Origin of the sequence: Metamycoplasma gateae, assembly GCF_036352135.1 — a bacterium.
Taxonomy (GTDB): domain Bacteria; phylum Bacillota_I; class Bacilli_A; order Mycoplasmatales; family Metamycoplasmataceae; genus Metamycoplasma; species Metamycoplasma gateae.
In genome coordinates this window covers 177,227-192,572 of sequence record NZ_CP143578.1, presented here as the reverse complement: position 1 = coordinate 192,572, position 15,346 = coordinate 177,227, and the positions used below count along the sequence as shown (strand labels likewise).

The following is a 15,346-nucleotide window of genomic DNA, read 5'->3' as shown; positions in this document are numbered from 1 at the left end:
AAGATGGGGCAAACCCATCTTCCTAAATTGAAAATTCAAGTGCAACACGTTTAAAGTAAAATTTAGATGTGGAACTTGAATTTTTTATATTAATTAAAAAAGAAAAAGTTCCATTGGAACGGAACGGAACTCATATGAATTATACAATAAAAAAATATAACCATTTAACAGATAATGAAAGAATAATTATTGAAAATTATTTAAAGTTAAATTATTCTCTTCGTAGGATTTCGAGATTAATCGAGCGAAGTGTTTCGACCCTAAGTAGAGAAATAAAGAGGAATACAAATAGTTTCGGAACTTATGAATTTAAACACGCTAGTTTAAAAACAAGAGAAAGATCAAGACATAAGTATTATTTTAAATTCGTGGATAACCAAAAATTCAAAAATTTTTCTAACGCTTTTTTACAAAAATATGACAAAAAGTTTTTTGGTATAAAGTCAACATATAATTTTATAAAAACTAGCACAGAACACTGTTGTCCTTCTTTAAGAACGGTTTTTAATTGAATAAACACTAATAATTGAGTTATAAAAAAGTACGATAAATTAAGACAATATTATAAAAAAGGTGGTAAAAGAACAGCGTCCGTAATAAAACGGCTTGTAAAATCTGCTGATTATGTTTTTCCAATATGAACTAGACCCAAATCTATAGATTTAAGACTTGAATTTGGACACTGAGAAGCAGATCTAGTTTTAGGAAAAAGAGCCAATGGATATAATAATGTTTTAACTTTAACTGAAAGAAAAACAAGAATAGGATTTGCAAAAATAATACAAAGCAAATCACCAAATATAATTAATTCAGAGTTAAAAAAGATTATAAGAGATAATGAATTAGAAGTAAAAACAATAACAGTAGACAATGGTATTGAATTTGAAAAAATAGGTATTTTAGCCAGATGATTAAATATAAAGATTTATAGAGCTGAACCTTATGCATCTTTTCAAAGAGGCTCAAATGAACATTGAAATGGAATTTTGAGAAGAGAATTCAAAAAAGGTTTTAACTTTAATACTATAACTCAAGAAAAACTTGACTCAGTTGTTAAACAAATAAATAATATGACGCGGGAAATATTAAATTGGAAGACACCATTACAAACCTATTTAGAATATATTAAATAATTATTATTAACAAAAATTAACATAATAAAATTATGCTTATCTTCATTTGAAAAAATGAATATTTTCTATTTACTTTTTTTGATTTATTAATTTTAAAAAAATAAAATGTATAATAAAAAAAGCCCAAGGCATTGTGTTGCACTTGAACTTTCTCTTTGGGAAGATGGGGCAAACCCATATTTTTTAAACTATATATTTTTTGATTATTTTTTTAATAACTAAAGCATTTTTTAAAATTTTTAACCCTGATATAAAAAATATATTTAAGGAAATAAAATTAGATACCTTAAATGCTTTTTTTGTTCTTGATTTAAGTTGGAAAATCATATTATACAAAGAGAAATTTTTAATATTATCTAAAAATTTTAAAAATATATTATTCAAATATTTAGGATTATTTTTAAAAATAATAAAGATATTTTTAATTGAATTTTTTAGGTTTTTATAATCTTTAGTTTCAAATTCTAACCGTATAGAACTTTTAATAGCTTGAATGAAAAAATCAACTGTTTCTTCAATTTTTTCATCATCTGTAAGCTCTAAAAACATCTTATCAAACAAATGCAATAAATTATATTTATTTTTAACAATAAAATATTTTCATAGTTCATCAAAATTATTCAATTTTAGATATATATCCGAATGATTTATTAATGATTCGATAAAAAAATCTAACAATTCATTGAAAGAATTTAAAGATGATAAATATTTTTTGATTTTCTTAAATTTCTTATTATTTTTTATGTTGAAAAGGTATGTTAAAAATGTTGTATTTAACGAATCATTAACTAATAATTTAAATATATCCTTGATATCATGTTTTGATTCTTTAATTAAACTCGAACTGAAAAAGTATTTTAGAACATCATAAACTAGATTTTGTTCTTTTTTAAAAATTTGGCTAGTTTCTTTTTTGATTAAATTAAAATCTATTGATTGATTATCGACAAAGTATTTATTTGCTAATGATTTTTCAATGATATATAGGATGTTGTCTATTTTTTGGTTTTTTAATAGTATTAAAATAGCTTCTTTTGACCGTTGTTCGTTATTTAAAAAATCTAATATCTTTTCTATACTATCATACGTTTCTTCTGATTTTTTAAATTTATTACTAATTATTTTTTTAGAAATATCACTAATTAGGAATTTTTTATATCTTATAAACAGAGAAATAAAATCACTAATCTTAGTTCCAGAATTTAGATTATTTAAAAGCTTTAATTCAGTAGGATTTGGAGAAAATATTTTCTCATTTTTATTATTTCCATAGATATTTTTAAATAAAAAAATATTATCCGTAGTTTCGCTTATAGGTATGTAATCTTTTTGTTCTTTAATTCAGTAAGCTTTATCACTTATATATGATTTTTTAAATGTTATATTGTTAAAATCATTTAAAAGTTTTTTATCGTTAATAAACAACTTGGTATAAATATCAAATGCGATTTTTTTATACCCTTTCTCTGTTGGATATATTGAAAAAATACTTTCAAATAAATATTCTTTATTTTGATTTCAATAATCAGCATCATTTATATCAATAAAATCAACTTGAGTTTTTTTAGCTGATAATTTAACAATCTTTTCCAAACTTTCAAGTAAAAAATTATAAATGTCAAATTCATTATTATCTACATTTATAAAAGAATTAATTACTGTTTTTAAATTTAAAAGTAATGGAGGATAATTTGTAATAATAATTTTTGCATTTCTATTAATTTCTTTTATTCAATTAATTAAATCAATAAGATTATTTTGAATAGAAACTTGCAAGCTATCTATTTTTATTTTAATTTCTTTAATCACTTCATCTTTAACTTCATTTCTGAATTTATGTAAGCTAATAATTTCATTAAAGGGTAAGTTTTTTCAAAAATCATAAAACCCTGCTGATAATGTTATTAAATTTGCTTCTTTTATTTTTTTTAAAAAGAAATTGAAATCATTATTATTTATATTTCAATCTTTTAAAAAGTTTGAGAAATACCCTTTAAAAATATTTGAAGATAATCAATCGACAGACTGAATTAAATCCAGTTTATTGCTCATTTTTTTCAACATTTTTTTATCATTAGAATAAATCGCTTTTAAAAAATTAATCGACCCATTTAAAAATGAAAAATTATAAAAGCTATCAAGTTCAAAATTGTTATCATTTTTAAATAATGTTGCTAGATTTGATGGATAACACAATCCATTAATTTCATTATTATTGTCTAAAAATCCATTTGTAGGAAACCCAATTTTAGAATTATATCCTGCTGAAAAAGCGTCGCCAAGGGCAACGTATTTTATTTTAAATTTAGTTTCTTCTTTAACAGCCATAATTATTTATTTTCCTCATATATATCAAAAATAACATTATCTAAATTTTTAAAGTAATTTATTAATTGGTTAATTCCTTTTTTAATATCTAAAACCCCATTTTTTAGCAATAGGTTATTTAATCTTGCATATTCAGACAAATTATCAAATATTTCCTCTTCATTTTTAGTAGGCTTTAAATTTATTTCAACTAACTTTTCGGGATAATACTTCGAGATCAAACAATATAATGCAACAATTAATTCATTTAAATCAATGGCTTCTTGTCTTATTGAACCAACTATAGCTAATTTAGCTCCAACCTCATCACTTTCGATTTTAGGCATCAAAAGTCCGGGAGTATCTAATAACATATAATTTTTACAATTAATTCATTGTTCTGATCTTGTAATCCCTGCAATAGCCCCTACTTTAGTGGATTTTGTTTTAGACATAGTGTTTATTAATGTTGATTTTCCGACGTTTGGAACACCTAATACAACACATTTTAAAGCAGGTGTTAATTTGCCTTTTGCATCATTCTTTAATTTAAATTTTTGATATTCATTGTTTAATGCTGTATTAATTTTTTTATAACCATCTTTATTCTTTAAATTTGTTATAACAACCTGACCACGCTTTTCGTATTTAGAAATAAATGACTTTAATTTGACTAAGTTTGCTTTATCTGCTTTATTAAAAACAAAAAGAATTGGCTTATTATTAATAATTTTAAAAATCTCTTCGTTAAAAGAGCTTTTTGGTAATCTTGCATCCATAACCACAATAAAAAGGTCAAATAACTTTTGCTTTTCTTGAAGTAGTCTAAATTGTTTAGCCATATGGCCTGGAAATCAATGAATCATATTTATCCTTTTAGTAAATTTAATCTTTCTTTAAAATAAAATCTTTTCCTTTTTGAACCTCAAATAATGATAAATTTGAAAAATTATTTTGTCTAAGAATCTCATATAAAACAATCGCTACTGAATTTGCTAAATTTAAGCTTCTGCACTCTGGGTTCATCGGGATTCTTAAGCAATTTTCAATTTTATTTTGCATTATCTTTTTAGGAATACCAGTACTCTCAGTTCCAAACATTATTCAAATTTCTTTATCACTTTTTAATAATTCATTATAGTTAATTTCTGCATAATTATGTAATCCATAACGAGTGATATAGAAAATATTTTTATCATGATATTTTTCAACAAATCTTTGATAATTATCATGAATTTCATGCTGTATTTCACTTAAAAAATGGCCTGCCGCTTTTCTTTTTAATCAATGTGGATGTAAATCAAATGCTATAGGTTTAATTATGTGTAATTTTGCCTTTCCTGCAAAAGTTGTTCTAATTATATTTGCTGTGTTGGGGCTTATTTCAGGTTGATATAAAATAATGTTAATCATAGTAAAAATTTTACTATAAATAGTAAAAATTAAAATTATATAAAAAAGTATTAAAAAACCTAGCTATCAAAGCTAGGTATTACATTAATTTATACATTAATATTATTTTCTAATATTTAATGCTTTAATGGTTGCTTGATATAAAGCATAATCTTCTGATTTTAAGTGATTTAGTAACGCTTTACGGTGATTAACTTTAGCCATGAATCCACGCATTGAGTGTAAATCTTTTTTATTTACAGCAAAGTGTTTTTTTAATGACTCAATATCTTCAGTTAAAATAGCTATTTGAACAGGTAAATAACCTGTATCTTTGTCATTTCTACCAAATTGCTTTACTAATTCACTTTTTCTAATTTTTGAAACCATTTTATTTCCTTTCAAAACCTAGCAATAATCTTGATTATCACCAAGTATTAAATAGTGAATACTTTGTATTCGTTTGTAATTATAACATAAAAAATAAAAACACGTCTAAGCGTGTTCTTGATCAGTTTCCTGAAATGGTGCGAACAAATGGACTTGAACCATCGACCTCACGATTATCAGTCGTGTGCTCTAACCAGCTGAGCTATGCTCGCATAAGCTATATGGGATAAAACCCATATAAGTATACCACAAAAAAATTAACGTTTTGAAAATTGTCTTGCTCTTCTTGCTTTTCTCAAACCGAATTTTTTTCTTTCTTTAACACGAGCATCTCTTGTTAAGAAACCGGCATCTTTTAATTTGTTACGATATTCATTATTAGAAGCTTCTAATAATCCTCTTGCAATACCTAATCTGATAGCTCCAGCTTGACCTGTTAAACCACCACCATTAACGTTTGCGAAAACATCAAATTGATTTACTGTTTCGGTAACAGCAAATGGACTTAAAGCATCTTTTAATAAGATATCTGAATTTAAGTATTGTTTTGCTTCTTTACCATTAATTACAAAATTTCCTTTACCTGGAATTAAGTAAACTCTGGCAACAGATGACTTACGACGTCCTAGACCATAATATCTAATTTTATTTGCCATTATTTAACCTCGATTAATGTTGGTTGTTGTGATACTTGTTTATGTTCTGCGTTTGCATAAACATATAGGTTTTTAAATTGTTTACGGCCTAATTTTGTGTGAGGTAGCATTCCTCTAACTGCTTTTTCTACTAATAGTTCTGGTTTTTTTGCTCTTAATCCAGCAGCAGTAATTTGTTTTAATCCACCAGGATATCCTGTATGGTGGTAATAAATTTTCTTTTCATCTTTTTTAGCTGTTAAAAGAACATCTTTTGCATTAATAACAACTACATTGTCGCCCATATCAACATTTGGTGTAAATGTTGGTTTATTTTTCCCACGAAGGATTGAAGCTACAAGAGTTGAAAGTCTACCTAAAGGTACGTTGGCTGCATCGATGATGTATCACTTTTTATCAACTAATTCTTTTCTAATAATTGTTGTTTGACGCATACTTTCTCTTTCTTTTTTTAATATATTTAATTTTGATTGCAATCTAAATTTATGCTAATCAATTATAACAGAAAAAAATTTGTTTATATTATTTTTGAAAGCATATATATAATAGCTGTTTCGGTGCGTAATATTGTTTTTGTTAAACTTACAATTGAAACATTTTTATCAATAGCTTTTTCAATTTCTTCATTTGAAAATCCGCCTTCTGGACCTACTATTAATAAAGTGTCTTCTTTTATCACTTTTAACTTATTATCCTTTTTATTTTCGTAAGCCAGTATTTTATTTTTTATATTGATATTTAAAATTTCTTCATAATTTAAGACGTTTTCTAATTTAGGAATTTTGTTTCTAAAAGATTGCTGACTAGCTTCTAAAATTATTTTTTGATATCTATTTTTCTTAGTTTCAAAATTTATATTAGATTTATCTGTATATTTTGAAACAAAAGGAATTATTTGTGTAGCTCCTAATTCCACGCATTTCTGTAGCGCAATTTCAAAATGATTTTGTTTTATAAATGGGAGCGCTACTATTATTTCAAAATCTAATTCATTATTAATATCTAATTTTTCTTTAATAACTGCCTTATTTGGGAAAACAAAATTACATAAATAAAAATCATTATTGTAATTTATTAAAAAATTTTGTTCTTTTATTCTTATAACTTTTAAATGTTTTTGAGTTTCTTCATCTAATATAAAATAATCGTTTTCTTTACTTTCACAAAAAAATTTATACATAATTAAAATTATATATAAAAAAAGAGCCATCAGGCTCTTTTGATCTTTTTGTAAATTTATATAAATTTAATTTCTTACATCATTTAATTTCTAAAATTTTTACAAATTGAGTCATTGCTATCATCATCGTTAAAATCACTTAATTCCAATGATGATATTTCTATTTTTTCGTTTGGAAACTTAGTTAGAAAATCACTTGTTTCTTCAATAGAAGCGTAATTTTCTTTGAATTTGTTTTCAGTTAATTGAAAGTCGTTATTCTCAGCTTTTTGTTTAATTCCTGTAGCAATAACTGAAACATAAATTTCACCAAGTTTTTCTGAATTTTCATTAACAGGAGAGCCAACGCCGAATATGATATCAATATTTTGACCAGCAACTGATTTTAACTCATCGATTGCCTTTTTGAAATCTTTTAATGAAAGTTTATTTGAAGATGTAAAGTATACAATAGCTTTTGTAATCCCTTTAATGCTACTTTCTAAAATAGGGCTATTGATTGCTTTTAGCATAGCTTTTTGAGCAGCATTATCACCATTTCCATCACCAATACCTATTACAGTTTCACCGCAATTTTTAATTAATGTTTCTAAATCTGCAAGATCAAGGTTTATAAAACCTGGTACTGCTATAATATCAACAATAGTTCTTATAAATTGTTTAACAATATTATCTGAATATTTAAATGCATCTCTAAAAGAAATGTCACCGTATTTTTCAATAAGCTTGTCGTTTGAAATAACAACATATGAATCAACATATTTTTTTAATTCTTCTAATCCGTCTTTTGCAACTCTTATTCTTTTTCCGCCTTCAAAATCAAATGGCGTAGTTACAATAGCTATTACTAGTGAGCCTTGCTCTTTGGCTACTTTTGCAATTACAGGTGCTGCCCCAGTTCCGGTTCCACCACCCATACCAGCTGTTATAACAACAAGATTTGCATTTTTAATTTTTTCTTTTATTTCGTGAATTGAATGTTCAGCTGCTTTTTTACCTACTTCAGGGTTTGCACCTGCACCAATTCCTCTTTTGTCTCCAAGTTGTAAAGTTAAAGATTTATCAAATCTATCTAATACTTGCTTATCTGTATTAGCAACTACAAACTCTAGACCATCAATTTTAGTATCTAATAAACTTTGAATACTATTATTTCCACCACCACCAACACCAATAACTTTGATAGTAGCAACTGAATTAAAATTTTCTATATTTCCCATTATGTTGCTCCTTTCTAAATAAAATTTATTTAAGTTTTAAAATTTTATGAATAAGTCTATTTTTTGTAATTAAATAAATAATTTTTTACATTGTTATTTGTTTCATTAACTACAAAAAGTTCAGATGTTATAGTCATTTCCTTAATAGTATTTACTTTATTGTCTATTAAAGTTAAAATTCCTAACATTTCACTACTGATTAATTTATTATTTTTTTCAAATTCATTATTAACGGTTATGTTTTTAAATAAATTACTTTTTAATAAATTAAATGTTGATGAAAATAAAATTTGCTTTTTAAATAATTCTATTTTATTTTGTATTAAAAATATATTAATCTCTTTTTCAACTAAATTTAAGTATTTTTCTACAACAAGATCAATTTTTTTACTATCCCCTGCATGCAGGTTCAAAGCTCATAAATTAAACTTGATGAAAGCTTTATTAAAATCTATATTTAACTCATTTGAAATAAGTTTTACTAAATATTTAATTCCTAAATCAAAGGTTTTAATTAGAATACTTACTTTATTTTTTAATATTTCAATTTTCAAGCATTGATCTTCTAAACTTACAAAGCTAGCTATTCTTTGTTCATTTGTAAAATCAAATGAAATATTTTTTAAATAATCATAATCAAACATTCTTAAAACATTTAAATTATTTTTCTTAAATAGAATAAAAATATTTTTTGCAATATTTCAATCCAATAATCTTAGGGCGATTAAATTTTTATTAGTATTATTTAAATATAGATAATCAAATAAATATAAGTTATTTGACTTTTGGAATAAATAAAGTTTTTTAGCTATTTCATTTTCATTAAAATTATTGTTTATTTCATTATTAGATACTATTTTTTTATGTATTAATAAATTAGAAGAATTCTTTAATATTATTATTACATCTTTAATTTTTGATTTAATAATTGATTCAATTTCGTTTTTTGTTTCTGCAATAAAATTATCGTATTCAAATAGGTTAAATAGGTTGCTGTTTCTTGTTTTTGAATAAATTAAAACTTTCCCGATGTGATTTTGTTCAATAACTTCCACCGAAATTAAATTATCTTCAATTTTGTAAGCAACAACAACACTTTTTTTCATATAAATTAGCCTATTTTTGTGATTACTCTTAATTTTGCACTGTGTGATCTTTTGTTATTTTGCAATTCAATTTCACCTGGAAAAATAATTTTTTGTTTTCACTTCAAGTCGTCTTGAATTGGTAATTTTTTTAGTTTTGGATCTTTGTAATTAAGATTTTGGAAAAACTTCTTAACTTTTGCATCTTCCTTGCTGTGGAATGTTATGATTGCAATTTTGCCATTTATATTTAATAAATCGCTTAATTGATTTAATAATTCATCTAATGCATTTAGTTCATCATTTACTGCAATTCTTATTGCTTGAAAAACTGCTTTTGATGGATTTTTTTGACGAATAACTTTAGCTGGAAGTGCTTTTTTAATAATTTCGTTTAATTGGAAAGAAGTATTAATAGGGCGATTTTGTACAATTGATTTCGCAACTAATTTATATAGTTTTACATCACCATATTCGTATAAAATCTTTGCTATTTTTTCTTCATCTCAATTATTTATTATTTCATTAGCATCTAAGGTTGAATCTAAATCCATTCTCATATCTAACTTAGTATTTTGTGAATAAGAAAATCCTCTTTCAATTTTGTCTAATTGAGGACTTGAAACTCCTAAGTCAGCTAATATTCCATCAACTTTTTTAATATTATTTGATTCAAGATGTTCTTTTAAATATCTAAAATCACTTTTTATTATTTTGAATGAATTACTTATTTTTTCAAGTATTGGCCTTGACTCATTAATTGCTTCAATATCCTTATCAAATGCAATTAATAATCCCGAACCATTTTCTTTTATTTTTTCCAAAATTTTTTTGCTATGACCTGCTCTGCCAAGTGTTAAATCTAAATATATACCATTTGGCTTTATGTCTAACGAATCAATTACTTCGTTTAATAAAACCGGGATATGCTTTTCTATAATTTAACCCCTTGTTCAAAAAGTTTTTGAGCTAAGTCGTCTATATTTGCATCGTTTTCAAAATAATTTTCTTTTTTATCATAAATTTCTTTAGAAAATAATTCACATATATTTCCTGATCCAATGAAAACTACATCTTTTTTGATAGCGGCCTTTAATGATAAATGTTTAGGTATGATAATACGATTTAATTTATCTGGACTAACCAATTCTGTGTTAGCAAAAATAAATCTACTTAATTCTCTCAGATCTTTGTTGAGAGAATTATTTTCATCTAGTTTAGATTTAAGTTTTTCAAATTCTTTTTTATCACGAAGAATTAACTGTTTATCGAAACCGATGGTAATAAAAAACTCATTACCCAATTCGCTCAAAATTTTAGGAGGAATTACAACACGGTTTTTATCATCTAAACTACGTTCATATTTTCCATACATTTCCACTTACTCCCACTATCACCCATATTTTAGCACTTTTTGAACTTTTATTTTGTAAAAAAGATTTTTTTCTATTTTTTGTATTAAAAAATTGAGTTTTTTTACATTTAAAAATAATTATTAAAATTAAAAAAATGGTAAAATATATACCATGCTGGTTTAGCTCAGTCGGCAGAGCAACTGATTCGTAATCAGTGGGTCGGGGGTTCAATTCCTCTAGCCAGCACCATAACGCTGATAATTACCAAAGTTGGCAAAATTATTTTTAAGAAAAAAATATTTTTTTTAAAACAAATTTATTTTTTTAGTATAATAATTAAGCATTTAACTAAATGAGTGCCGACTTAGCTCAGCGGTAGAGCAGCTGGCTGTTAACCAGTTGGTCGTTGGTTCAATCCCAATAGTCGGCGCCATTATGGCCCTATGGTGAAGTGGTTAACACATATGGTTTTCATCCATACATGCGTGGGTTCGAGTCCCGCTAGGGTCACCATTGGAGAATTAGCTCAGTTGGGAGAGCATCGCCCTTACAAGGCGAGGGTCGTGGGTTCGAGCCCCTCATTCTCCACCATTTGTAAACGCACCTTAAAATGCCTACAGGCATTTTTTTGTTGAAAATACAGAAAATTTAAACCTTAAAATATAAATGAAAATAAAGAACCTGTAATAAGGTTTTTTTATTTTTTTGTAAAAAAATAAAAAAGCCGAAGGACTAAACCTTGGCTTGCAAATAATTGATATGGTACGCGAGGAGGGACTTGAACCCTCACGCCGTAAAGCATTAGTGCCTAAAACTAACGTGTCTGCCAATTTCACCACTCGCGCATATGGTGCCGTTTATAGGACTTGAACCTACGACCTACTGATTACAAGTCAGTTGCTCTGCCAACTGAGCTAAAACGGCTTGTGCATTTAATGCTATATAATTATATATAATTTTTTAATATTTTATAAAAAAGTTTTATTTTTCAGAACATTATTTTATAAAAAATAAATGGCGCCACAAAGGTTATCTAAAACCTTACAAGTGCCATTTAAAATTAATTTATAAATTTAAATCAGGAATATTTGCTTTATATTCATTTCCGAGTTCATCTAAATAGATAATTTCAAATTCTTTTAATAAAGAATTTGTTAATTTACTAATAATAATAGTCTTAATTTCTTCTTTGTCTTTTTTATCTAAGGGTCTATTTTTAATTAAATTTGTTATAGTATATTTAGTATCCATATCTTCTTGTTTAGAAATACCTGATACGTAATATAAATTTTCAAATCAATTTTCTGAAGCATTTTTTCTTTTTAAAATTGTTCCTTTTTTGATAATGAACAACGGTTTTTCACTATTACTAATTTTTAGATTAATTTTATATTTATTTAAATTTTCTTTATTATAAATGCTTTCATCTAATAAATTTTTGCTTTTACTACCAAATTTATACGTTAAAAAATTAATAGGTATCGAATTATAACAATGACTTTTATTTTTGTAAACTAAAGAAAATAAACTAAAATTATTATCTTTAAAAGATTTGTTTTTATTATATTTAAAATCCAGCGGAATTAAAGATTTCTGAACAATTCTTAAATCTTTGTAATACCTAATTTTCATATTATTTAAATTTAAAAAAATAGTTCTATTTGTTGCAATAGCATTGTCAATCATTTTTTTAGTTACTAATTCTGGAAACTTATTATTTAAATCATTCATATAATCTATAAAAGCAAACCCAGTTGTTTTTAAGTTATAAGAGTCAAAAATTTCTTTTAAATTATTAAACTCTTTAGGATGACTTTCAGCCATTAAAACAGAGTATTTATTCTTGGTTTCATTCAAAATAGGAATATCGAAGTATCTTTTTAAATTTTCATTGTTATCTTTAATCAAATTTATTTTTACAACTTTATAAGCTTCGTTGGGTTTATTTGTTTCTGTTCTTTTTAATCCATATAAAGTTTGATCAAATAGAGGGGAATTATCCATAATTTTAATTTTTCTAGAATATTGGACTAATTTATAATTATTTTCAATTATTGAGTTAATTTTTTCTTTAATAATCTTTGATAAGAAGTGTGCCATTATATTTTTCTTAAAATCTAAATCAGTAATTTCTCTTAGTTCACCAGTAAAAATTTGTATCATTTGATGATCATTTAGAATTTTTCATTCATTGTCGGCTATTGTTAATAGCCTTGCTAAATATTTATTATTGTTTATAATTAAGGCTATAATAGATGCATCAATTGCGTGATGATAGTTAAAAATTCTATTTTTTGGTAAATATGACTTATTTCTAAAATAACTTGTAACATGTCCATTTATCCCGATAATTTTTGTTTCTTTATTATCGAAGTGCTTACGTAAAGTTTCGACAAATAATTTAATTGCATATCTGGTATCATTCAAATTTCTATTAATAAATTCGTTCTTATTTGATTGCTCAAAGTCATCCCAAGTAAGATTCTTATATTTTTTCTCTGCGTTTTTTTCCGTAATAACACTATTCTTTTTATTCTTAATAAAATTGTCTCTATTTAAAAATAATTGAGCACATTTGGATTTATATTCATTGATATTAAAATTATTTAATAATAATAAATATTCCATTGCTGTTTTTTGTCCTTTAGCTTGATTATTAGCTTTTGTGGTTAAAACTTTATTACCTGCAGAATTATCGTACGATAATGAATAAGGAATAATGTGATCTATTTCAAAATTGTTTGAATAATTAATTACTTCTAAGATATCCATTTTTTGCATTGAGTATAAATCAATTCCATCTTGCTGAATATATAATTTCAATTTTTCTAGTAATGAATTAGTTTGCTTTTTTAATAATTCATCAACAGTTATATTTATTGGTAAGAATTTAATAATTTCTTCATAATCTTTTTTTACATTATTTTGATTATATTTTTTTATTGTTTCTGGGTCATTTTTAGTTTTAGCCATTTCAACTACAATTGATTTAATGTTGTATTCTTTTGAATATAGTTTTATAATTCGATTCAACACTTTTATGGCCTGTTCAAATGTTTGTTTAGCCGCTGGAGATAAAACATCGTTTTCAAAAATAAAAGGGTTTATATATTTATTATTAGGGTTTATTCTTGTTTTTTTATCTCTTTCAATTACAATATTTCTTATTTTTTTGTCATTTCATTTAATAAATTCTGAATTATGTTTCAAATCTTTCATTCTGCTTAGGTATAAATTTATCGCTTTTCTTGATAAACTACCTTTTTTATTGAAGTTGAATTCTTTGTTAGAAATAATTTGTTTAATAAATTCTTCTTTTTGATCTGAATTAATAAAGAGTTTTTCAATAATTTTATATTGTGAAAATAAATTATAATAATCATCTATTTTTTTAGGAATCTCTATTATCGAACATATATCATCTAAGATCGGTAAAACAACTCATATTTTGTCGATATCAATTTCATTATATGCTGAAGAAAAACTCTTAATTATCTTTAATAATTTATTAATTGTGTTAAGGGGTGTTAGATTATTTTCTAATCCAAATTGTTTTAAAAATTTTTTTTGTGTAATATTATCTTTTACATCTTCCAAGCCATTTTCTTTTACAAAAATTTTTTCTATTTGCTTTATTGTTATATTTTGAGTTCTACTTGTGTTTAAAATACTATAAAATAAATTATTCAATAGTTCTTTTTTATCATTTACGCCAAGAGATCATTGGTTTACATTACCAAAGGATTCCAAGGATCTTATGTTTGCTAAATCGTTTAACAAATTAAATATTTCATATGAAGGATATGCAGTAGAAATAACTTTTTCTTCTTCAAAAAGACTACATTTACCAATTGTTTTATCCCAAATATTTTCATATTTTTTTATAACGTTTCCATTTTCATCATAATTATAGATGCCATATTCACTTGCGCTATTTAAACTACCTGGACCCTCAGAAAATGGCCTTATATAATTAAATATCGAAATATATTCCTTTGAAAATTTTTCATCAATTTCTTGTACTTTTAACATTTGTTCAATTTCTTTTAATCAATTTTTATTAGAAAAAATATGACCACCATTTTCTTTAGATATAAAGCTATTTGATTTAAAAAAATTATTTTCCTTAAAAAACTCTAATAATAATTGACTCGGAAAATTATTTTCTTGTTTTTGATCGTCTAAATCAACTTCGTTGGTTGCATAAAAATACCCACGATTTTTTAAATAATCATGTAATAACCAAATAATTTCATCTTTTTGTATTTTTTTATTTAATGCTACATTTTTTAACTCTAGTATATTAGGTCAATTTGTAGAGTTTTTTTCAAAAGATTCATATATTTCTTTTTTCGAAGAAAAATTGAAAATTTTTTTATTCTTTAAGACTAAATTAATGAATTTTTCTTTCTTATATTTTATTCTTCTTATTCTTCTTCTAATACTTCTAAAATTACGACGTTCATCAGCCTTTTGTCTTTCTTGAAAAAGTCTTGATCCTAATTTTAATATATCATTTGTTTCATTATCAATGATAGATCATCCTATTGAGGAAATTCCTAAGTCAAAACCAATTGTCACATCCTTTTTATCCATATTCAAACCTTTCTAATTGTTATAACGTAATT

13 protein-coding genes and 7 tRNA genes are annotated in these 15,346 nt (G+C 24.6%); 5 read left to right on the top strand and 15 right to left on the bottom strand.

The window, feature by feature from the left end; all coding sequences use genetic code 4:
* The first annotated feature begins 134 nt into the window (after positions 1-134).
* On the top strand, positions 135-1,133 hold the full coding sequence (locus V2E26_RS00915) for an IS30 family transposase (RefSeq protein WP_456238231.1): 999 nt from the start codon (positions 135-137) through the stop codon (positions 1,131-1,133).
* A 183-nt stretch (positions 1,134-1,316) separates the two neighbouring features.
* On the opposite strand, the gene V2E26_RS00910 is transcribed toward V2E26_RS00915, so the two are convergent.
* The 12 genes from V2E26_RS00910 to V2E26_RS00855 all read right to left on the bottom strand — a co-directional run bounded on the left by V2E26_RS00910 (position 1,317) and on the right by V2E26_RS00855 (position 10,738).
* The gene (locus V2E26_RS00910; protein WP_330463569.1) at positions 1,317-3,461 is read right to left on the bottom strand and encodes an SGNH/GDSL hydrolase family protein; all 2,145 of its coding nucleotides are present in this window, start codon (positions 3,459-3,461) and stop codon (positions 1,317-1,319) included.
* 2 nt (positions 3,462-3,463) lie between these two features.
* On the bottom strand, positions 3,464-4,306 hold the full coding sequence (gene ylqF, locus V2E26_RS00905) for a ribosome biogenesis GTPase YlqF (protein ID WP_330463568.1): 843 nt from the start codon (positions 4,304-4,306) through the stop codon (positions 3,464-3,466).
* A gap of 19 nt (positions 4,307-4,325) precedes the next feature.
* On the bottom strand, positions 4,326-4,853 hold the full coding sequence (locus tag V2E26_RS00900; RefSeq protein WP_330463567.1) for a tRNA (cytidine(34)-2'-O)-methyltransferase: 528 nt from the start codon (positions 4,851-4,853) through the stop codon (positions 4,326-4,328).
* Positions 4,854-4,955: 102 nt separating this feature from the next.
* A complete protein-coding gene (gene rpsO, locus V2E26_RS00895; protein WP_330463566.1) occupies positions 4,956-5,222 on the bottom strand; it encodes a 30S ribosomal protein S15 in 267 nt (88 codons plus the stop codon).
* A gap of 135 nt (positions 5,223-5,357) precedes the next feature.
* Positions 5,358-5,434, bottom strand: a tRNA-Ile gene (locus V2E26_RS00890).
* A 45-nt stretch (positions 5,435-5,479) separates the two neighbouring features.
* The gene (gene rpsI / locus V2E26_RS00885) at positions 5,480-5,878 is read right to left on the bottom strand and encodes a 30S ribosomal protein S9 (RefSeq protein ID WP_330463565.1); all 399 of its coding nucleotides are present in this window, start codon (positions 5,876-5,878) and stop codon (positions 5,480-5,482) included.
* On the bottom strand, positions 5,878-6,312 hold the full coding sequence (gene rplM / locus V2E26_RS00880; protein WP_330463705.1) for a 50S ribosomal protein L13: 435 nt from the start codon (positions 6,310-6,312) through the stop codon (positions 5,878-5,880). The genes rpsI and rplM overlap by 1 nt, the downstream gene beginning before the upstream one ends.
* A gap of 83 nt (positions 6,313-6,395) precedes the next feature.
* Entirely contained in the window at positions 6,396-7,058 is a 663-nt protein-coding gene (locus tag V2E26_RS00875; protein ID WP_330463564.1) for a 16S rRNA (uracil(1498)-N(3))-methyltransferase, read from the bottom strand.
* A gap of 83 nt (positions 7,059-7,141) precedes the next feature.
* Entirely contained in the window at positions 7,142-8,278 is a 1,137-nt protein-coding gene (gene ftsZ, locus V2E26_RS00870) for a cell division protein FtsZ (RefSeq protein ID WP_330463563.1), read from the bottom strand.
* 56 nt (positions 8,279-8,334) lie between these two features.
* On the bottom strand, positions 8,335-9,384 hold the full coding sequence (locus V2E26_RS00865; RefSeq protein WP_330463561.1) for a hypothetical protein: 1,050 nt from the start codon (positions 9,382-9,384) through the stop codon (positions 8,335-8,337).
* Positions 9,385-9,389: 5 nt separating this feature from the next.
* Positions 9,390-10,304, bottom strand: a complete 915-nt coding sequence (gene rsmH, locus V2E26_RS00860) for a 16S rRNA (cytosine(1402)-N(4))-methyltransferase RsmH (RefSeq protein ID WP_330463704.1) — start codon at positions 10,302-10,304, stop codon at positions 9,390-9,392.
* Positions 10,298-10,738 (bottom strand): division/cell wall cluster transcriptional repressor MraZ, encoded by a 441-nt coding sequence (locus V2E26_RS00855; RefSeq protein WP_330463559.1) that lies wholly within the window; start codon positions 10,736-10,738, stop codon positions 10,298-10,300. Before V2E26_RS00855 ends, rsmH begins: the two co-directional genes overlap by 7 nt.
* Positions 10,739-10,891: 153 nt before the next feature.
* Between V2E26_RS00855 and V2E26_RS00850 the strand changes: the two genes are divergently transcribed.
* From V2E26_RS00850 to V2E26_RS00835, 4 genes are all read left to right on the top strand, one after another.
* Positions 10,892-10,967 (top strand) — tRNA-Thr (locus V2E26_RS00850).
* Between the two features lie 109 nt (positions 10,968-11,076).
* Positions 11,077-11,151, top strand: a tRNA-Asn gene (locus V2E26_RS00845).
* Positions 11,152-11,155: 4 nt separating this feature from the next.
* Positions 11,156-11,231 (top strand) — tRNA-Glu (locus V2E26_RS00840).
* A gap of 2 nt (positions 11,232-11,233) precedes the next feature.
* Positions 11,234-11,309: transfer RNA gene (locus V2E26_RS00835), tRNA-Val, on the top strand.
* Between the two features lie 169 nt (positions 11,310-11,478).
* On the opposite strand, the gene V2E26_RS00830 is transcribed toward V2E26_RS00835, so the two are convergent.
* From V2E26_RS00830 to cas9, 3 genes are all read right to left on the bottom strand, one after another.
* Positions 11,479-11,563: transfer RNA gene (locus V2E26_RS00830), tRNA-Leu, on the bottom strand.
* Positions 11,564-11,566: 3 nt separating this feature from the next.
* Positions 11,567-11,642, bottom strand: a tRNA-Thr gene (locus V2E26_RS00825).
* A gap of 141 nt (positions 11,643-11,783) precedes the next feature.
* On the bottom strand, positions 11,784-15,314 hold the full coding sequence (gene cas9, locus V2E26_RS00820; protein ID WP_330463558.1) for a type II CRISPR RNA-guided endonuclease Cas9: 3,531 nt from the start codon (positions 15,312-15,314) through the stop codon (positions 11,784-11,786).
* Between the last annotated feature and the right edge of the window lie 32 nt (positions 15,315-15,346).